The following is a 17,195-nucleotide window of genomic DNA, read 5'->3' on the forward strand; positions in this document are numbered from 1 at the left end:
GCCATGAGAAGATTGGACAGGCCGGCCGCGCAAGCGGCGGGCCTGAATTTCGGGGATAGTCCATGTTCGTGACATCTGCCTTCGCGCAAGAGTCCGCGCCTGCCGCAACGGAAGGCGAGACGCATTCCGGCACCAGCGTGCCTGCCGAAGCGCACGGCACCTTTCCGCCATTCGATCCTGCGACGTTTCCGTCGCAGCTTCTGTGGCTGGCGATCACTTTCGGGCTGTTTTACCTCTTCCTGAAGCGGGTGGTGATGCCGCGCGTCGGGGGCATCATCGATGTCCGCAACGACCGCATCAGCCAGGATCTCGACCAGGCAGCCAAGTTGAAGGGCGAGGCCGACGCCGCCGTTGCTGCCTACGAGCAGGAACTGGCGGAAGCCAAGACCAAGGCCAACGCGATCGGCCAGCAGGCCAACGATGCGGCCAAGGCCGAGGCCGAGACCGCGCGCAAGAAGGTCGAGGCCGCGCTCGACGCGAAGCTTGGCGAGGCCGAGGCCCGCATTTCTTCCATCAAGGCCAATGCCATGAAGGAAGTCGGCAGCATCGCCGAGGATACCGCTTCGGCGATCGTCGAGGCCCTGGTCGGCGGCAAGGCCAGCAAGGCCGAGATCGCGGCCGCGGTCAAATCCGTGGCCAGGTGAGGAGCGCATCATGGACTACACCTCTCTAGCAACGCTCTGGGCCACGGTAGCTCTGGTTATCTTCCTTGGCGTTGCAGTCTACATCAGGGTACCTGGCCTGATCGCCAAGGCGCTCGACGCCCGCGCGGACAGGATCAGCAACGAGCTGGACGAAGCGCGCCGGCTGCGCGAGGAGGCCCAGCAGCTGCTGGGCCAGTACCAGCGCAAGCGCAAGGAAGCCGAGCAGGAGGCCGCCGCCATCGTCGCCGCCGCCAAGCGCGAAGCCGACATGCTTGCAGCCGAGGCGCACAAGAAGACCGAGGACTATGTCGTCAGGCGCACCGCGCTTGCCGAACAGAAGATCGGCCAGGCCGAGCGTGACGCCATCAGCGAAGTCCGCGCCAGCGCCGTCGATATCGCCGTCGAGGCCGCACGCACACTGCTTGCCGGCAAGATCGACGCCAAGGCCGGTGCCGAGCTGTTCAAGGCTTCGCTCGCGGACGTGAAGTCGAAGCTGAACTAGACGGTCCGTCCAGCCAATCATCGAAAGCCGCCCGGGAAACCTGGCGGCTTTTTGTTGTGGATAACCAGATTGGCGAGGCGGCCGAGCGCGTAATCTCCCTCCTTGAGGGGGGAGATGGCCGGCAGGCCAGAGGGGGTCGCCGCGCGTGAAGCGCTGACCTCATCTATGCTGAAAAATGGCGTCGTGCCCAGTCGAGCCGACCCCCTCTGTCGCCTTCGGCGACATCTCCCCCTCGAGGGGGGAGATCAGTTGCCATCGCCGTCGGCTCAATCCAGGCCGGCGAGGCTCTCTTCCTCAATTACTTCCACCCCGCCCAATCTGAACGGCGCAAACGACACGCGGTGCAGCCGCGCTACCGGGCCATGCTCCTCGATCGCCGTGCGATGGCGGACCGTGGCATAGCCCATATGAACCTCGAACCCATAGCGGTCGTGATGGTTGCCGCAACCGCACATCATGCGGTCACGCATCACCTTGGCGACGATCGAAGCGGCGGCGATCGATTGCGAACGCTGGTCGCCCTTGATCAGCGCGCGCCCAGCGCAAGGCAGGCCCGGCGGTACGTCGCGCCCGTCGGCGAGCGCGAGCTTCGGCTGAACCGACAGGCCAACCAGGGCGCGGCGCATCGCCTCCAGGCTTGCCTTGAGGATATTGCTGCCGTCGATGCCCTCGGCGCTGATCGAGGCCATTGAGACCGCCTGCGCGGAGCCGAGAATTCGCAGGAACAGGGCCTCGCGCTGCAAATGGCTGAGACGCTTGGAATCGTCGAGGCCGTCGGGAATGTTGGCGGGATCGAGCACCACCGCCGCCGCGACCACCGGCCCGGCCAAGGGACCGCGCCCGGCCTCGTCCATGCCCGCAACCGGCCACAGACCTTCGGCCATCGCCTTCGTCTCGAAGGAGAAGTCGGGCTTCTCGATGATCTCAAAGAGAGGCGGAGAATCAGAACGCGTGCGAGCCATGTTGCGGCTAGGTTCGCATCGGCTCCGATTCTCCGCAAGTCCCTCCGGGTCGGGTGGGGCGCCGGACCGGGAGGGCACCGTCTGCAAGCCGGGGCAGGCCGGACGGGATTCCTGTGCTGCGGCGGATCGACCACCGCAGCGGATTGCACTTTCAAAGCAGCGTCAGCTGTACCTGGTCCTTTCCCGCGGGAACGAACTGGTCGGTCCGCAGCGTGCGCCGTTCGACATTGAGGCCGAGCCGTTTGGCTGTGATCTCGAAGCGCCGGCCGATCTGCCAGGCATAGGGACCGGCGCCCTTCATGCGCTTGCCCCATTCCGAATCGTAGTCCTTGCCGTCGCGCATCGAGCGGATCAACGACATCACGTGACGGTAGCGGTCAGGATAGTGGCGCAGCAGCCAGTCCTTGAAGATTGGGCTGACCTCCAGCGGCAGGCGCAGTAGGACATAACCCGCCTCGCGCGCGCCGGCGGCACGTGCCGAATCGAGAATCCGTTCCATCTCCGGGTCGGTCAGGCCGGGGATGATCGGTGCCACCATGACCGAAGCCGGAATGCCGGCATCCGAAAGCTGCCGGATCGCCTCCAGCCGCTTGGTTGGCGTCGATGCCCGCGGCTCCATCGTTCTGGCCAGCATCCGGTCCAATGTCGTCACCGACAGCGCCACCTTGGCCAGCCCCCGTTCGGCCATGCGCGACAGGATATCGATGTCACGCGTCACCAAAGCGGATTTGGTGACGATGCCGACCGGATGGCCACGCGCTTCCAGCACTTCGAGGATCTCGCGCATGATCCGGTATTGCTTCTCGATCGGCTGGTAGGGGTCGGTGTTGGTGCCGATGGCGATGGTGCGCGGTTGGTAGCCGTCCTTCGACAGTTCCTTGTCGAGCAAGCGCGCCGCATCTGGCTTGGCAAACAGCTTCGATTCGAAATCGAGGCCCGGTGACAAGCCCATGAACGAGTGCGTCGGCCGGGCAAAGCAATAGACACAGCCGTGCTCGCAACCGCGATACGGGTTGATCGAACGGTCGAAGGAAATGTCGGGCGATTCGTTGCGGGTGATGATGGTGCGTGGCTTTTCGACCTGCACTTCGGTCTTGAAAGGCGGCAGTTCCTCCAGCGAATTCCAGCCATCGTCGAACACATGCCGGCTGACCGGCTCGAACCGGCCCGACGGATTGATGCCCGCCGACCTGCCGCGGTTGCGGTCCGGACGGACACGCATGCCACTCTGCTCGATCATCGCATTGGCCATCTCGGCCCGTCCAGCTCCGAAAGCCGCGATGTCGGCGCGCACGATCTGTTCCATCTTCGCCCGCTCCCAGGGACTGTCGGTGTTGTGTCGAATCGCTCTGTTCATGAAATTATTCCTATTTCGTCGATGAGAACAAAGCAAGAACTTTTTATGCTTCGCTGGATAACTGGCGCCGTGCCGCGCTTTCCGCTATTCGGCTAACGATGCTCAGTGTTCTCATCGAAACGTGCAATGACGAGGAAGGCCTTACCCGCACGCTCGCCTCGCTGATTGGCGGCGCGGTCGAGGGCGTGGTGCGTGACGTCATCGTCTGTGACACGGGCTCAACCGACCAGACGCACCGTGTGGCCGAGCATGCCGGTTGTCAGTACGTGACGGGCGGCATCGCGGTGGGGATTCGGCAAGCCAAGGGGGACTGGTTGCTGCTCCTGGAGCCGGGCGCACGATTGATGGAGGGCTGGATCGACGCGGTCGTCGACCATACGGCCAGGCAAACCACGGCGGCACGGTTTTCGCGGGCGCGGGGCAGCCGTACGCCGTTCCTGGCTCGCGTCTTTTCCCCAAACCGCGCCTTGGCCGATGGATTGCTGATCAGCAAGCGTCAGGCCGCGGCCAAGAGTGCCGTCAGCGCCGAGGCCATCGCCCGCGGCCTGGCGACAAAGCGGCTCGACGCCGAGATCTGGGTGGCGCCGGCGAAACAGGAACGTCGCCCCCCGAGGTGATTTTTTGCAGCTCAGATAGTCGGCCGTCCTCAGCCCGAATTGGTATTTTTGCAATCGCGCCTCGTCCTTGACCGAGACGATCAGTCTGCCGTCCGGATCGGCAACGGCGCGCGAACCATGTCTGACACAGAACGAGCATTGGCAGGCGCGAACTTCGATTTGCGACGCATCGAGCTCGGTTGAAAATGCAAGGCGTATGTTGCCGCAATGGCATCCGCCGGTATGCGTGGTCATCATATGCGCCTTGTCGTGATGGCGATGATCGCCTTCAGGCAAGGTACTTTCCGAAATCCGGTTTGGAATGGTGTTTCGAAGGCACCGGCGCTGTTCTGCCTGGCAAACGCGGCGTGGAACCGACGCTTCGCCTCGGCTTCTACGGAGCCGATTTGCCGCGTCGCAAATGCTCGTCCAGGCGCGGCATGATCTCGACGAAGTTGCACGGCATGTGCCGGTAGTCGAGCTGCGCCTTCAGGATGCCGTCCCAGGCGTCCTTGCAGGCACCGGGTGAGCCCGGCAGCACGAAGACGAAAGTGGCGTTGACGACGCCCCCGGTCGCCCGGCTCTGGATCGTCGAGGTGCCGATCTTGTCGTAGGAGATGCGGTGGAACACTTCCGAAAAGCCGTCCATGCGCTTTTCGAAGATCGGCTCCAGCGCTTCCGGCGTCACGTCGCGGCCGGTGAAGCCGGTGCCGCCGGTGGTGATCACGACATCGATATCCTTGTCCCGCGACCACGCCAGAACCTTGTCGCGGATTTTTTCGCGGTCGTCGGTAACGATGTCGCGGGCAGCCAGGGTATGACCGGCCTCGGTGATGCGGTCGGCCAGCGTCTGGCCGGATTTGTCGTCGGCAAGGCTGCGCGTGTCGGAAACGGTCAGCACCGCGATGCGCACGGGAATGAAGGAACGGCTCTCGTCAATTCTGGCCATCGGCTCCCTCCGATGCGATGCTGCGCGTCGCCGCGACGAACCAGTCGGGCTGGCGGCCGCGGATCTCGGCGGCGGCGCGTTTGGCGACATTGCCTGTTTCAAACAGGCCGAAGCATGTGGCGCCCGACCCGGACATGCGTGAAAAACCCGATCCAGCTTTGTTAAGCCAGGAAAGCGCCCTGCCGATGGCGGGCTGCATCGCCAGCGCTGCCGGCTCGAGATCGTTGCGGGTGATCTCCAGCCAGTTGCGCAGGCTATGAAAATCGATGCTGCGTGGCAGCGGCGGCAAGGCTTCGTTGTCGCGACGAGAAAGTGCCGCGAACACATCGGCCGTCGACATCGGCGTGCCTGGATTGACCAGCACCAGTCCCAGCGCCGAAAAATCCGGCACCATCGACAGCTCGTCACCGATGCCGCCCGCGACCAGCGGCTTTGCCGCCAGGCACATCGGCACATCGGCGCCAAGCGAGAGGCCGATCCGCGCCAACTCGGTGCCATCGATATCCAGTGCCCATATCTCTGCCAGCCCGCGCAGCACGGCTGCCGCGTCACTCGAGCCACCGCCGACGCCGGAGGCAACCGGCAGGTTCTTTTCAAGCCGGATGGCGACCGGTGGGGTTCTCTCCAGCCCGGCTTCTCGTCTCAGGGTATCGCGCGCCCTAAGCACAAGATTGCTGGCGTCGACAGGAACGGCCGGCGCGTAGCGGCCGGACACCGTAAAATCATCGCTGTCGGCGAGCGCGAGTTCGACCCTGTCGCCAAAACGCGTGAACACCGCCAGGGTCTCGATCAGATGATAGCCATCGGGGCGCCTGCCGGTGACATGCAGCGCCAGATTGATCTTGGCATGCGCATGCCAGGTGCGTGAACCGGTGTCGGTGTCCACCGCGTCAGTCACATGTGAAATGGTGCTTAGTCCTTGGCCAGCCGGTATTCGCCGGTCTTCGGATCCTTGACCAGCGTGCCCATCGTGCCGTTGGCCGCCTGCTTTTCGGTGCGCCGTACCTTGGCGGTCACGCGCTCGGCTTCGCGGATGAAGGTGCGATAGCCGAAATAGGCGGCGACGCCAACCACGGTGAAGAAAATGATCTGCGGCATACCAAAACTCCTCCCACGCTGGGCCGGCGAAGGCGGCCGGTCGGGTCGGTTGATGCATGTCGCCCAAAAGTGGATCCGGTTTTGGGAAAACGACATGCATGAAACTTCAAGTCCCTCATGCTAGACGGTTTCGCCGATTTTTCAAAGCCCGAAGCGCGCCCATAATGCGCGCTCTTCCGCCGCATCGATCACGCCGCTGGCGGCGGCGGCGGCGATGTCGGGCGCCGAAAAGCCCATTCTCGAGCCGAATAGGCCGAAGCGGCCGAGAAGACCGCGCGGCGCCGTGATCAGCCTGAGCTGGGTCTTCTCCCCGAAGCGGGTCTTCAGCACCGTCCGCATGTCGCCGAGCGCATCGACCAGGCCGAGTTCAAGGCCCTTGATGCCCGTCCAGAACAGGCCGGTGAACAGGTCTGGATCGTCTTTCAGCTTGGTGCCGCGCCGCTCCTTGACGAGGTCGATGAACGTGCCGTGCACCTCGAGTTGCAACGCCTTCAGGCGTTCGACGTCTTCCTTCTTCTCCGGCTTGAACGGATCGAGCACTGCCTTGTTCTGGCCGGCTGTGTGGACACGGCGCTCGATACCGATCTTCTTCATCAGTTCCGGGAAACCGAACGAGGCCGACACCACGCCGATCGAACCGACGATGGAGGACGGATCGGCGAAGATCTCGTCGCCGGCGACCGCGATCATGTAGCCGCCCGATGCCGCGACATCCTCGACGAAGACCAGCACCTTTTTGTTCTTTTCCGTTGCCAGGTCACGGATGCGCTTGAAGATCAGCCGCGACTGCACCGGCGAGCCGCCGGGCGAATTGATCGAGATGGCGACCGCCGGCGCGTCGTAGGAAAACGCTTTCTCGATGAGACCGGCGGTGGAGGCCAGCGACAGGGTTGGCCGGAACTGGCCGCCGGCCATGATGGTGCCGTGCAGCCGGATGACCGGAATGGTGACGACGGTGGAGCGCCAGGATTTCGGCAGCAGGCGGTTGATAAGTCGTTTCACGAGGGCACGGTCTCCGGTCGATGGGTTGCTGGCATGTAGGGATTCCCCGGCCAACAGCAATGTGGGCCCCAGGAATAGCTCAATCTCCGAACAGCGAGGCAAGCCCGTTGGTGATCATTTCACTGCGCTCATCAGGACCGTTGCCCGACTGCGAGTGCAACATCAGCGGCGGGCGGATGGCAAGTCTTCCTCGTGCGCCGAGTGCCGCCCGCACAATGATGCGGATCGCCGCCGCGTCTGGGCGAGAGTGGACGGCAAGCATCTCGGTATCGCCGAAGCGCCCTGCGATCGCATCTAGAATGGAACCGAGCTGGTCGGGCCGCGCGATCACGGCAAGCCCGCCGCGCGGCCTGACCACCGCGGCGGCACTTCTGATCCAGCTCTCGAACAGCCCGTCTTCCATGACATGGGCCTCCTTTCGCAAGCGATCGGGCGTGGCGCGGTCCCGTGCGGCGTTGAAAGGCGGGTTCATGATGACGAAGTCGAAGTCGTTGTCGGCGAGGCCGGCGGCCGCGCGCGCCCGGCCCGACACCGTGACATCGGCGACCAGCACGGACGCCCGATCGCTGAGATGCGCATTGCCGGGATGGGCAAGGGTGGCCGCCGCGAAGGCCGCCATTTCCGGTGCGCGTTCGACAAGCACGGCCTCGGCCGCCAGGCAACGCGAAAGCACCGCCAGGCCCGCGGCCCCGGCTCCGGCGCCGAAATCGGCCAGACGCCCGCCAAAGGAAGATGGTACGGACGCCGCCAGCATCATCGCATCCATGCCGGCGCGATGGCCGCCCTGCTTGGGCTGCACGAGCCAGAACCGGCCGCGATGGAAAGCATCGACCGTATGGGCCGGTGTGTCCGGGATAAGGGTGGCCGGCGCGGCGGGCATTATTTTCCACGGATCTCGTTGGCGATGCCGGCATCCGTCAGGATGCGCCGTGCCGCGTCGGCCTTGTCGGCGTCGACCATGACGCGCCGCGGCAGGATGCCGAGGGAGCCGTCGAGCACGCTCATGTTCTGGTCGGCGACGAAACAGCTGATCCCGGCATCGCGCATCAGCGATTCGACAAAGGAGATGATGACGGCGTCGTTGGTGCGAATGAGCTCTATCATCGGGCGAAACTCTCAGTTTGCGGCGCTGATGTAAACGGGTAGGCAGTTTGCGGCGAAGCAGAACTCCCTTTGGCGCCAGTTGACAGCCTGTCGTCGCCGGCGCGCCAATTCGCCTCTTGCCGTGGATGTACCTGCCGCCCTAGAGTCAATGCAGGGATTAAGGGTGCCGTCGCACGCGTTATACCAAGACGGGAGTGATTGTCGTGGGTGTCGTTCTCAACATCGAAAACGGGAAGCGGGAGCCCGCCTCCATCAAGGACATGATAAATCTGACCGCGGCCGACATGGGGCGCGTCAACGAATTGATCCTGTCCAAGGCCGGCTCCGACGTCGAGATGATCCCCGAAATCGCCAACCATCTGATCTCGTCCGGCGGCAAACGATTGCGGCCGATGCTGACGCTCGCCGCCGCGCAGATGTTCGGCTATGCCGGCGAGGGCCACGTCAAGCTCGCCACGGCAGTTGAATTCATGCACACGGCGACGCTTCTCCATGACGACGTCGTCGACGAGAGCGGCATGCGCCGCGGCAAGAAGACCGCCCGCATGATCTGGGGCAACCAGGCGAGCGTGCTGGTCGGCGACTTCCTGCTCGGTCAGGCTTTCCGCATGATGGTCGATGTCGGCTCGCTGGAGGCGCTCGACATCCTTTCGAGCGCGGCCTCGATCATCGCCGAAGGCGAGGTGATGCAGCTTGCCGCCGCCAAGAACCTCGAAACCACCGAGGACGAGCATTTCGCCGTCATCAAGGCCAAGACCGCCGCGCTGTTTTCGGCGGCGGCCGAAGTCGGTCCGGTCATTGCCCAGGCGACGCGCAATGACCGTGCCGCGCTGCGCTCCTACGGCATGAATCTCGGCCTTGCCTTCCAGCTGATCGACGACGCGCTGGACTATGGCGGCACCAGCAAGGATCTGGGCAAGAATGTCGGCGACGATTTCCGGGAAGGCAAGGTGACCTTGCCGGTCATCCTCGCCTACCGGCGCGGCACCAAGGCCGAGCGCACCTTCTGGAAGCGTGCCATCGAGGACAATGTCATCGACGACGCCGGCCTGGAAAAGGCGATCGGCCTGATGACACGCCACGGCGCCATCGCCGACACGATCGGGCGAGCCCGTCATTTCGGCGAGATCGCCCGCGACGCGCTGGCGCCGCTGGAAGCGACGCCGCAGAAATCGGCGCTGATCGACGTCATCGATTTCTGCATCAGCCGGGTGAACTGAAGGCAGGCCTTTCCCAACGCTCCCTCTGGTTTGCGCTGTGGGCAGGAAATTTGTGAATTCAGTCTCGCCGTCTCGACAAGCTGCCCCGTCGCAAATTATCTATAAAACATGGCAAAGGGCACGGACGACACCATCGCGGTGCGCATCAGCAAGGTGCTGGCGGACCGCATCATTTCCGGCGCGATCGAGCCGGGGGCCAGGCTTCGGCAGGATCATATCGCCGAGGAATTCCAAACCAGCCATGTTCCCGTGCGCGAAGCCTTCCGCCGGCTCGAGGCGCAAGGGCTGGCCGTCAGCGAGCCGCGCCGCGGCGTGCGTGTCGCGTCTTTCGACCTGGGCGAGGTCAAGGAAGTCGCCGAAATGCGCGCCGCGCTCGAAGTGCTGGCGCTGCGGCACGCCGCGCCGCACCTGACATCGGCCATTCTCGACCTGGCCGAGGAAGCGACCAAGGCCGGCGACAAATCCCGCGATGTCAGGTCATGGGAAGAAGCCAATCGCTCCTTCCACCGCTTGATCCTGGCGCCATGCGGCATGCCGCGCCTGCTCGCCACCATCGACGATCTGCACGCGGCGAGTGCCCGTTTCCTGTTCGCGGCTTGGCGCTCGGAGTGGGAGACACGCACCGACCAGGATCATCGCGCGATACTCGCCGCCTTGCGGCAGGGAAACACCGAATCAGCCGCCGCGACACTGGGACGGCACGTCCAATGGATTGGCCGCAAGCCTGTCAGGACGGCTGCCGGGACGACGCGAGAAGCCTTTGCCATCGTAGGCTAGGACGACCCTTCGCACAGCCGGGGCTTGCTATCTCCGAGAAATTGTGGATTCGATAATAGATCGAAAATAGAAATTATCTATAATTTGAAATCGATCGAAGGAATCCCGATGACAGACGTCGCATTCTCGGCCAGCAAGCCGTCGTTCAGCCCGCTCCGGCTTCAGGGCCGCTCTCTTGCCTGGCAGGTTGGAGCCGTCGTGCTCGGCACGCTGTTCCTGGCGCTGTCCTCCTACATCGAAGTGCCGATGGTGCCGGTTCCGGTGACCATGCAGACTTTCGCCGTGACATTGATCGGCGCGCTCTATGGCTGGCGGCTTGGCGCCATCACCATCGCCGCCTGGCTGGTCGAGGGCGCGGTCGGTTTCCCGGTGCTGGCCGGCGGCGCCGCCGGCGTACAGCATTTCGTCGGGCCGACCGGTGGCTACCTCTTCGCATTTCCGGTCACCGGCGCGCTGGTTGGCTGGCTCGCCGAACGCGGCTGGAACGGCAACAGGGTGATGCTTGCCTTCGCCGCCATGCTGCTCGGCAACCTTGCTTGCCTGGTTCTCGGCACCATGTGGCTCGCCGTCATGATCGGCGCCGAGCAGGCCATCACGTTCGGATTTCTGCCTTTTCTGGTCGGCGGCTTGCTCAAGTCGGCGCTGGGTGCCGCGACACTCATGGCCCTTCCCGGCAGCGCTAAGCCGGCCAATCCGTGACGATTAGGCTGCGCGCCCATCACCTCCTTTGCCTGCTCACCTATGTGGGCAAGGGATACAGTCCCGCCTTCACCGCCAACTACGATCGCGTCGCGGAGCGCCTGAGCCGGGGCGAGGGCATCCTCCTCGTTTCCGGCCCGGACGATGTCTGCGGCCCGTTGCTCGACGAGCCGGAACCGCATTGTCTCAACGAGAGCGTCGTCGAGCGGGACCGGCTCGCGGCACAGGATTTGGAGGAGTTGCTGGCGCGCCCAATCCGGGTCGGCGCCAGCCTCGATCTCGACGCCGCAATCCTGGTCCAGATGCGGCAGGCGTTTTCGGCCGGCCGCGTGCGCAAGGCTTGCGGCGGCTGTGAGTGGAATGATCTGTGCGGCACGATTGCGGCCGGCGGATATGGCGACACGCTGGTGCAACGGTCTGGCTCGCCAAGTGAGCGCTGATATTGGCGCCGAGCCCAGCGGTCGAATCTGTGATATATTCGGCTCCGCGCAGGGCCGTGGCCGGAATTCAAAATCGGAAACTGTCCCTTGTCGCCATGGTTTGTTAATCGGGTGCCCGGATTGTGAATTCGAGGCGGATTGAAGCGCGACCCCAAAAAGGCCATGCTTTATCACGAAGATGGAGTCTACGCCGATCCCGCTGATGCGGAGATGGCGCCTGGCTGAAAGGGATACGATGCGGCAAGGACGTGCGCGCTGGCTGACAAGGCTGGCAATTGTGACCGGCATGGCGATCTCGGCTCTGCCGGCCTATGCCAAGCAAACCACCGAACCGGTCAAGATCACGTCGTTCTCTGGCGCCTATCTGGCGGCCCGGATCGCCGAAGGTGACAACGACCTCGACAGCGCCATCGCCTACTACAAGCAGGCATTGGCCTTCGACCCGAGCGACACCAGCCTGCAGCAGAGCCTGATGCTGTCGCTGATCGCGCAAGGCCGCTTCGACGAATCCCTGGTCTATGCCGACAAGCTCAAGGAAGTTCCAGACGTCGAGCGCTTCTCGCGCCTGGCACTCGCCGTTGATTCCTTCCACAAGAAGGATTTCACCAAGGCGCAGTACTGGCTCAAGCTGTCGCTGGAGTCCGATCTCGACCGGCTGATCTCCGGGGTCATGTCCGGCTGGGCCCAACAGGGCGCCGGTGAGGCCTCCGATGCGATGGCCTCCATCGACAAGCTCCAGGGGCCGGATTGGTTCGGCCTGTTCAAGTCGTTCCATCGCGCGCTGATCGCCGATGCGTCCGGTATGCCCGAGAAGGCCGAAGCGATCTACGCCGCGACCATGCAGGATACGGCCGCCGGTGGTGCGGCTCCCGAAACCTGGATGCGTAATGCGCAGGCCTACGCCTCGTTCCTGGCCCGCAAGGGCGACAAGACCAAGGCAATGTCGGTGCTCGATCAGGCCGAGACGTTTTCGCCCGGCAAGCTGGAAATCGTCGCCTTGCGCGACAAGATCGCCAAGGGAGACAAGATCGCGCCCTTCGCTGCCGGTCCGTCCGATGGCGCCTCCGAGATTCTGCTTGATCTCGCCACCGCGCTCAACCGTGGTGGCGGCGAGCCGTTCGTCCGTCTCTATCTGCAGTATGCTCTGGCGCTGAAGCCCGACAGCGATGCGGCGCTGGTGCAGCTCGCTGCAGTGTCCGAGCAGTTGAAGGACGGCGAGGGCGCCATCGCGCTCTATCGGCGGATCCCCGCTACCTCGCCGCTGAAGGAGCTTTCGGACCTGCAGCTCGGCCTCAACCTTGCCGATCTCGGCCGTCATGAGGAGGCGATCACCCATCTGAAGGCCTTCGTCGACGCCCACCCCGATGACATGCGCGCCTATCTGGCGCTCGGTGGCGTCTATTCCTCGAAGGATGATTTCCGCTCGGCCGCCAATCTCTACGACAAGGCTGTCGAGGCGCTGAAGACACCGACCGCGGCCAACTGGAACATCTTCTACCAGCGTGGCATCGCCTATGAGCGCCTGAAGGAATGGCCCAAGGCCGAGCCGAACTTCCGCAAGGCGCTGGAACTGGTCCCCGACCAGCCGCAGGTGCTGAACTACCTCGGCTATTCCTGGGTCGACATGAACATGAATCTCAAGGAAGGCCTGGCGATGATCCAGAAGGCCGTCGATCTCAGGCCAAGCGACGGTTACATCGTCGATTCGCTGGGTTGGGCCTATTTCCGCCTCGGCCGGTTCGACGATGCCGTGCGCGAAATGGAACGCGCCGTGTCGCTGAAGCCGGAAGACCCGGTTCTCAACGACCACCTTGGCGATGCTTACTGGCGCGTCGGCCGCAAGCTGGAAGCCACCTTCCAGTGGAATCAGGCCCGCGACCTGAAGCCCGATCCCGATGTGCTGGCCAACTTGCAGCAGAAGCTGATGAAGGGCCTGCCGCCGATCGAATCCAACACGGCGCAGGAAACCCCGAAGGTCAAGCCAGAGCCGGTGCCCGCCCCGAAGGGGTGAAGTAAGCTATAGAATGTGAATGCGAACGGGGCTCTTTCAGAGCCCCGTTTTCGTTTGGGCCACATGCGCTCGTCCAACGCGCGCTGATTTGCGGAAACGGCCTCAAAACATCTTCCGTTCGGGGCGGGCGGGCGCCTTGCTTGACGCTTCGCCGCCGTGTCTCTAGGACGTGCCTGCAAGCTAGCCTGTGCTGTCGAGGCCCCCGTGACGATTGAAATCCCGACGATTGAAATCCCCGCCCATATGCATCCCAGCCGCTCGTTCCAGGGGCTGATCCTGACCTTGCACAACTATTGGGCGGCCTATGGCTGCGTCATCTTGCAGCCCTACGACATGGAAGTCGGCGCCGGCACCTTTCATCCGGCTACGACACTGCGTGCGCTCGGGCCGAAGCGCTGGAACGCCGCCTATGTCCAGCCCTCGCGTCGGCCAAAGGATGGCCGCTATGGCGAGAACCCGAACCGGCTGCAGCATTATTACCAGTATCAGGTGATCCTGAAGCCGAACCCGCCCAATTTGCAGGAGCTCTATCTCGGCTCGCTGGCGGCGATCGGCGTCGACCCGCTGCTGCACGACATCCGCTTCGTCGAGGACGATTGGGAAAGCCCGACATTGGGCGCCTGGGGTCTCGGTTGGGAATGCTGGTGCGACGGCATGGAGGTGTCGCAGTTCACCTACTTCCAGCAGGTCTGCGGCATCGAATGCGCGCCGGTGGCCGGCGAGCTCACCTACGGGCTGGAGCGGCTGGCCATGTATGTGCAGGGCGTCGACAATGTCTACGACCTCAACTTCAACGGCCGCGAAGGCGACGACAAGGTCACCTATGGCGATGTCTTCCTGCAGGCCGAGCAGGAATATTCGCGCCACAATTTCGAATACGCCAACACGGCGATGCTTTTGCGCCACTTCGAGGACGCCGAGGCCGAGTGCAAGGCGCTGCTCGATGCCGGTGCGCCGGCGTCGAACGACAATCTGCCGATGCACCGCATGGTTTTCCCGGCCTACGACCAGTGCATCAAGGCCAGCCATGTCTTCAACCTGCTCGACGCGCGCGGTGTGATTTCGGTCACCGAACGGCAGAGCTTCATCCTGCGGGTGCGCAATCTGGCGAAGGCCTGCGGTGAGGCATTTTTGAAGACGCAGGCGGGTGGCTTGGCGGCCTGAGTTTCAGGCACGCTTCATCATCTCGAGGGAAGCGTTGATTGGCGACAGCATCTGCCCGCTCGGGCCGGCCATTGTCCGCAATGCCTGCCGTACACCCGGCATCGAGAAGGCGCCGTGAGCCTGCGCGGTGAAACAGGCGCTGAGTGCGAGGATCTGCAGAAGTCTGGATGCCGTTTTCATGGTCGTTCAGCCAATAGTTCCCTGACTGAGCGTGGGTCGCTTCAGCGCTGCATTAGGTTCATGGAAATCTTTGATCCAAGGACGAGCGGGATGGTCTCGTCCCGACAGGGACGGCCAAGATTTCTGAAAACGGGCGTAAATCGGCGATCGCCGCGCCATTCGCTTCCGGAACCATGAAATCAAAAACGAACTGGATTCCGTGCTCGATACGATCTATGCGGCGGTAGAAGAAATCACACCTTGGCACGCGAGACGCCGAAGGCGGTGAGACCGAGACGCCGCCACCCCACCCCGGCGCTGACGCGCCGACCCTCCCCATCGAGGGGAGGGTGAGGAGCTACTATGCCTTACCTGCTTCTAGAACTTCGCTCCGAGGAAATCCCCGCCCGCATGCAGCGCAAGGCGGCGGGCGATCTCAGGAAGATGCTGACCGACGGTCTGGTCGAGGCGGGGCTGACCTATGAGGCGGCACGCGAGTACTGGACGCCGCGGCGTTTGACGCTCGATATCAGGGGCCTGACCGCGCGCTCGAAAGATATACGCGAGGAGATCAAGGGGCCTTCGACATCAGCACCGGAGCAGGCGGTGCAAGGCTTTCTGCGCAAGGCAGGGCTTGCTTCGGTCGCCGAGGCGCATATCCATTCCGACCCGAAGAAGGGCGACTTCTACGTCGCCCATATTTCGAAGCCGGGCAGGGCGGCCGAAGAGATCGTCGCCGAACTGGTGCCGGGCATCATCCGCAATTTCCCATGGCCCAAATCGATGCGTTGGGGGCCGGCCTCGGCCAAGCCTGGCTCGCTGCGCTGGGTGCGGCCGTTGCAATCGATCCTGTGCACCTTCGGCCCGGAGACCGAGGAGCCGGTGGTGGTCGATTTCGAGATCGACGGCATCCGCTCGGGTAACATCACCTATGGCCACCGCTTCCATGCGCCCGATGCCATCACGGTGCGCCGCTTCGGCGACTATGTTTCCAAGCTGGAAGCGGCGAAGGTCGTGCTCGATGCCGACCGCCGCAAGGAGATCATACTTGCCGACGCCCGCAACCTTGCCTTCGCCAACGGGCTCGACCTGATCGAGGACGAAGGGCTGCTGGAGGAAGTGTCGGGACTGGTGGAATGGCCGGTCGTGCTGATGGGCGAGTTCGAGCAGGCTTTCCTGGCCATTCCAGCCGAGGTGATCCGGCTGACCATCCGCGCCAACCAGAAGTGCTTTGTAACATCGCGCCTGATCTCCCCCCTCGAGGGGGAGATGTCGGCGAAGCCGACAGAGGGGGTCGGTACGATCGGACGCGACCTCCTACCTTGGACAGAGGATGCAGGCGCTTCACGCGCGGCGACCCCCTCTGGCCTGCCGGCCATCTCCCCCTCGAGGGGGGAGATTAGCCAGCTTTCCAACCGCTTCATCCTCACTGCCAACATCGAGGCGAAGGACAGCGGCAAGGAGATCGCCCACGGCAACGGCAAGGTGGTGCGCGCACGCCTGTCCGATGCGCTTTATTTCTGGACGACCGACCAGGGCGATTTGCCGGATCTCGGCGAGCTCAAGGCATCGGCGGAAAAATTCGGACTTGACCTGGGCAAGCCGCTCGACCAGCGCATGGCCCGCCTCGACCATCTCGGCGTTACCTTCCATGCCAAGCTCGGCACGCAGGGCGAGCGGGTGGAGCGGATCAAGCGCCTGGCCGAAGAACTGGCGCCGATCGTGGCGCAGTCGATTTCCCCCTTCGAGGGGGAGATGGCCGCGCTCGCCGCCCGAGCGGCTGTCCTGGCCAAGGCCGATCTCACCACTGAAGTCGTCGGCGAGTTTCCCGAATTGCAGGGCGCGATGGGGCGCAAATACGCGCTGCTCCAGGGCGAGCATCCATCCGTGGCCGCCGCGATCGAGGAACACTACAAGCCGCAGGGCCCATCCGACCGCGTACCGAGCGATCCGGTTTCGATCACGGTGGCGCTCGCCGACAAGCTCGACACGCTGGTTGGTTTCTGGACCATCGATGAGAAGCCAACGGGCTCGAAAGACCCGTACGCACTGCGTCGTGCAGCGCTGGGCGTGGTGAGAATATTGGTTGAGAATAGTATCAGATTGAAGCTTCGTTCCACGTTCGCACTCAGCATGGCTAATCATGTAGTTGGCCACCATTTTCGTGGACTCGACCAGAAAACGCAGGCTGCGCAACGTTTGGCCGATCTTGATGTTGGCGAAGAAACCGTTCGTAAGCTGAACGAAATGGTCAATCGGGAGCAAACTCAAGATCGGGCTGTTCAACTTATCACGGAGAGCGAAGATGCAGTGTTACGGGTTGTCGCTGACCTCCTCGCCTTCTTCCACGACCGCCTCAAGGTCTACCTCCGCGACCAGGGCGCCCGCCACGACTTGATCGACGCGGTGCTGGCGGCAGGTTCGCGCCCAATCCCCCCCCTTGTGGGGGAGATGTCGGCGAAGCCCCCAGAGGGGGGCCCTGTCCCGCCGCCCACTCAGCGCGAAGCGCCC

18 protein-coding genes and 2 pseudogenes are annotated in these 17,195 nt (G+C 63.6%); 11 read left to right on the forward strand and 9 right to left on the reverse strand.

All coding sequences use genetic code 11. The features are described from left to right. The first annotated feature begins 62 nt into the window (after nucleotides 1-62). Nucleotides 63-644, forward strand: a complete 582-nt coding sequence (locus NKH03_RS09695; protein WP_352870378.1) for a F0F1 ATP synthase subunit B — start codon at nucleotides 63-65, stop codon at nucleotides 642-644. A gap of 10 nt (nucleotides 645-654) precedes the next feature. Next, on the forward strand, nucleotides 655-1,146 hold the full coding sequence (locus NKH03_RS09700) for a F0F1 ATP synthase subunit B (RefSeq protein ID WP_352870377.1): 492 nt from the start codon (nucleotides 655-657) through the stop codon (nucleotides 1,144-1,146). Between the two features lie 266 nt (nucleotides 1,147-1,412). On the opposite strand, the gene rnhB is transcribed toward NKH03_RS09700, so the two are convergent. Together rnhB and NKH03_RS09710 are read right to left on the reverse strand one after the other, a co-directional pair. Continuing rightward, nucleotides 1,413-2,108 carry a ribonuclease HII gene (gene rnhB / locus NKH03_RS09705; RefSeq protein ID WP_352870376.1) on the reverse strand — a complete coding sequence of 232 codons (696 nt, stop codon included), beginning with the start codon at nucleotides 2,106-2,108 and terminating at the stop codon, nucleotides 1,413-1,415. A 151-nt stretch (nucleotides 2,109-2,259) separates the two neighbouring features. Beyond that, a complete protein-coding gene (locus NKH03_RS09710; RefSeq protein ID WP_352870409.1) occupies nucleotides 2,260-3,414 on the reverse strand; it encodes a PA0069 family radical SAM protein in 1,155 nt (384 codons plus the stop codon). A 149-nt stretch (nucleotides 3,415-3,563) separates the two neighbouring features. On the opposite strand from NKH03_RS09710, the gene NKH03_RS09715 reads away from it, so the two are divergent. Next, nucleotides 3,564-4,082: a glycosyltransferase gene (locus NKH03_RS09715; protein ID WP_352870375.1), complete on the forward strand. Its 519-nt coding sequence runs from the start codon at nucleotides 3,564-3,566 to the stop codon at nucleotides 4,080-4,082. Between the two features lie 373 nt (nucleotides 4,083-4,455). Here NKH03_RS09715 and moaB read toward each other — a convergent pair whose 3' ends face one another. From moaB to NKH03_RS09745, 6 genes are all read right to left on the reverse strand, one after another. Beyond that, nucleotides 4,456-5,010 (reverse strand): molybdenum cofactor biosynthesis protein B, encoded by a 555-nt coding sequence (moaB, locus tag NKH03_RS09720; RefSeq protein WP_352870374.1) that lies wholly within the window; start codon nucleotides 5,008-5,010, stop codon nucleotides 4,456-4,458. Beyond that, nucleotides 4,997-5,896 (reverse strand): 4-(cytidine 5'-diphospho)-2-C-methyl-D-erythritol kinase, encoded by a 900-nt coding sequence (locus tag NKH03_RS09725; protein WP_352968213.1) that lies wholly within the window; start codon nucleotides 5,894-5,896, stop codon nucleotides 4,997-4,999. The genes moaB and NKH03_RS09725 overlap by 14 nt, the downstream gene beginning before the upstream one ends. A gap of 26 nt (nucleotides 5,897-5,922) precedes the next feature. Next, complete coding sequence (locus NKH03_RS09730; protein ID WP_292185499.1) at nucleotides 5,923-6,108, reverse strand: hypothetical protein; 186 nt, start codon at nucleotides 6,106-6,108, stop codon at nucleotides 5,923-5,925. A 141-nt stretch (nucleotides 6,109-6,249) separates the two neighbouring features. Next, nucleotides 6,250-7,110 carry a S49 family peptidase gene (locus NKH03_RS09735; RefSeq protein ID WP_352870373.1) on the reverse strand — a complete coding sequence of 287 codons (861 nt, stop codon included), beginning with the start codon at nucleotides 7,108-7,110 and terminating at the stop codon, nucleotides 6,250-6,252. Nucleotides 7,111-7,189: 79 nt separating this feature from the next. Continuing rightward, complete coding sequence (locus NKH03_RS09740; RefSeq protein ID WP_352870372.1) at nucleotides 7,190-7,990, reverse strand: tRNA1(Val) (adenine(37)-N6)-methyltransferase; 801 nt, start codon at nucleotides 7,988-7,990, stop codon at nucleotides 7,190-7,192. Then, complete coding sequence (locus NKH03_RS09745) at nucleotides 7,990-8,214, reverse strand: putative signal transducing protein (RefSeq protein WP_352870371.1); 225 nt, start codon at nucleotides 8,212-8,214, stop codon at nucleotides 7,990-7,992. The genes NKH03_RS09740 and NKH03_RS09745 overlap by 1 nt, the downstream gene beginning before the upstream one ends. A 203-nt stretch (nucleotides 8,215-8,417) precedes the next feature. On the opposite strand from NKH03_RS09745, the gene NKH03_RS09750 reads away from it, so the two are divergent. The 6 genes from NKH03_RS09750 to NKH03_RS09775 all read left to right on the forward strand — a co-directional run bounded on the left by NKH03_RS09750 (nucleotide 8,418) and on the right by NKH03_RS09775 (nucleotide 14,525). Further along, nucleotides 8,418-9,434, forward strand: coding sequence for a polyprenyl synthetase family protein (locus tag NKH03_RS09750; protein ID WP_352870370.1), 1,017 nt, complete (start codon nucleotides 8,418-8,420; stop codon nucleotides 9,432-9,434). 108 nt (nucleotides 9,435-9,542) lie between these two features. Next, complete coding sequence (locus tag NKH03_RS09755; protein WP_352870369.1) at nucleotides 9,543-10,211, forward strand: GntR family transcriptional regulator; 669 nt, start codon at nucleotides 9,543-9,545, stop codon at nucleotides 10,209-10,211. 108 nt (nucleotides 10,212-10,319) lie between these two features. Next, nucleotides 10,320-10,910 carry a biotin transporter BioY gene (locus tag NKH03_RS09760; protein ID WP_352870368.1) on the forward strand — a complete coding sequence of 197 codons (591 nt, stop codon included), beginning with the start codon at nucleotides 10,320-10,322 and terminating at the stop codon, nucleotides 10,908-10,910. Beyond that, nucleotides 10,907-11,350, forward strand: a complete 444-nt coding sequence (locus tag NKH03_RS09765; protein ID WP_352870367.1) for a DUF1284 domain-containing protein — start codon at nucleotides 10,907-10,909, stop codon at nucleotides 11,348-11,350. Before NKH03_RS09760 ends, NKH03_RS09765 begins: the two co-directional genes overlap by 4 nt. Before the next feature lie 235 nt (nucleotides 11,351-11,585). After that, nucleotides 11,586-13,361 (forward strand): tetratricopeptide repeat protein, encoded by a 1,776-nt coding sequence (locus NKH03_RS09770; RefSeq protein ID WP_352870366.1) that lies wholly within the window; start codon nucleotides 11,586-11,588, stop codon nucleotides 13,359-13,361. 243 nt (nucleotides 13,362-13,604) lie between these two features. Next, entirely contained in the window at nucleotides 13,605-14,525 is a 921-nt protein-coding gene (locus tag NKH03_RS09775) for a glycine--tRNA ligase subunit alpha (protein WP_352870407.1), read from the forward strand. 3 nt (nucleotides 14,526-14,528) lie between these two features. Here NKH03_RS09775 and NKH03_RS09780 read toward each other — a convergent pair whose 3' ends face one another. Then, a complete protein-coding gene (locus NKH03_RS09780; RefSeq protein ID WP_352870365.1) occupies nucleotides 14,529-14,705 on the reverse strand; it encodes a hypothetical protein in 177 nt (58 codons plus the stop codon). Between the two features lie 342 nt (nucleotides 14,706-15,047). On the opposite strand from NKH03_RS09780, the pseudogene NKH03_RS35000 reads away from it, so the two are divergent. Continuing rightward, nucleotides 15,048-15,927: pseudogene (locus NKH03_RS35000) on the forward strand (glycine--tRNA ligase subunit beta); the annotation flags it as partial. A gap of 95 nt (nucleotides 15,928-16,022) precedes the next feature. Continuing rightward, nucleotides 16,023-17,195: pseudogene (locus tag NKH03_RS35005) on the forward strand (glycine--tRNA ligase subunit beta); the annotation flags it as partial.

The organism is Mesorhizobium sp. M1406 (assembly GCF_040317555.1).
GTDB lineage: Bacteria > Pseudomonadota > Alphaproteobacteria > Rhizobiales > Rhizobiaceae > Mesorhizobium.

What these genes read in the sequence shown, in the direction of transcription:
- NKH03_RS09780 (WP_352870365.1), bottom strand. Translation starts at nt 14,705, where the DNA reads ATGAAAACGGCATCCAGACTTCTGCAGATCCTCGCACTCAGCGCCTGT.
- NKH03_RS09730 (WP_292185499.1), bottom strand. Translation starts at nt 6,108, where the DNA reads ATGCCGCAGATCATTTTCTTCACCGTGGTTGGCGTCGCCGCCTATTTC.
- rnhB (WP_352870376.1), bottom strand. Translation starts at nt 2,108, where the DNA reads ATGGCTCGCACGCGTTCTGATTCTCCGCCTCTCTTTGAGATCATCGAG.
- NKH03_RS09745 (WP_352870371.1), bottom strand. Translation starts at nt 8,214, where the DNA reads ATGATAGAGCTCATTCGCACCAACGACGCCGTCATCATCTCCTTTGTC.
- NKH03_RS09710 (WP_352870409.1), bottom strand. Translation starts at nt 3,414, where the DNA reads ATGGAACAGATCGTGCGCGCCGACATCGCGGCTTTCGGAGCTGGACGG.
- NKH03_RS09715 (WP_352870375.1), top strand. Translation starts at nt 3,564, where the DNA reads ATGCTCAGTGTTCTCATCGAAACGTGCAATGACGAGGAAGGCCTTACC.
- NKH03_RS09775 (WP_352870407.1), top strand. Translation starts at nt 13,605, where the DNA reads ATGCATCCCAGCCGCTCGTTCCAGGGGCTGATCCTGACCTTGCACAAC.
- moaB (WP_352870374.1), bottom strand. Translation starts at nt 5,010, where the DNA reads ATGGCCAGAATTGACGAGAGCCGTTCCTTCATTCCCGTGCGCATCGCG.
- NKH03_RS09755 (WP_352870369.1), top strand. Translation starts at nt 9,543, where the DNA reads ATGGCAAAGGGCACGGACGACACCATCGCGGTGCGCATCAGCAAGGTG.
- NKH03_RS09770 (WP_352870366.1), top strand. Translation starts at nt 11,586, where the DNA reads ATGCGGCAAGGACGTGCGCGCTGGCTGACAAGGCTGGCAATTGTGACC.
- NKH03_RS09700 (WP_352870377.1), top strand. Translation starts at nt 655, where the DNA reads ATGGACTACACCTCTCTAGCAACGCTCTGGGCCACGGTAGCTCTGGTT.
- NKH03_RS09695 (WP_352870378.1), top strand. Translation starts at nt 63, where the DNA reads ATGTTCGTGACATCTGCCTTCGCGCAAGAGTCCGCGCCTGCCGCAACG.
- NKH03_RS09760 (WP_352870368.1), top strand. Translation starts at nt 10,320, where the DNA reads ATGACAGACGTCGCATTCTCGGCCAGCAAGCCGTCGTTCAGCCCGCTC.
- NKH03_RS09740 (WP_352870372.1), bottom strand. Translation starts at nt 7,990, where the DNA reads ATGCCCGCCGCGCCGGCCACCCTTATCCCGGACACACCGGCCCATACG.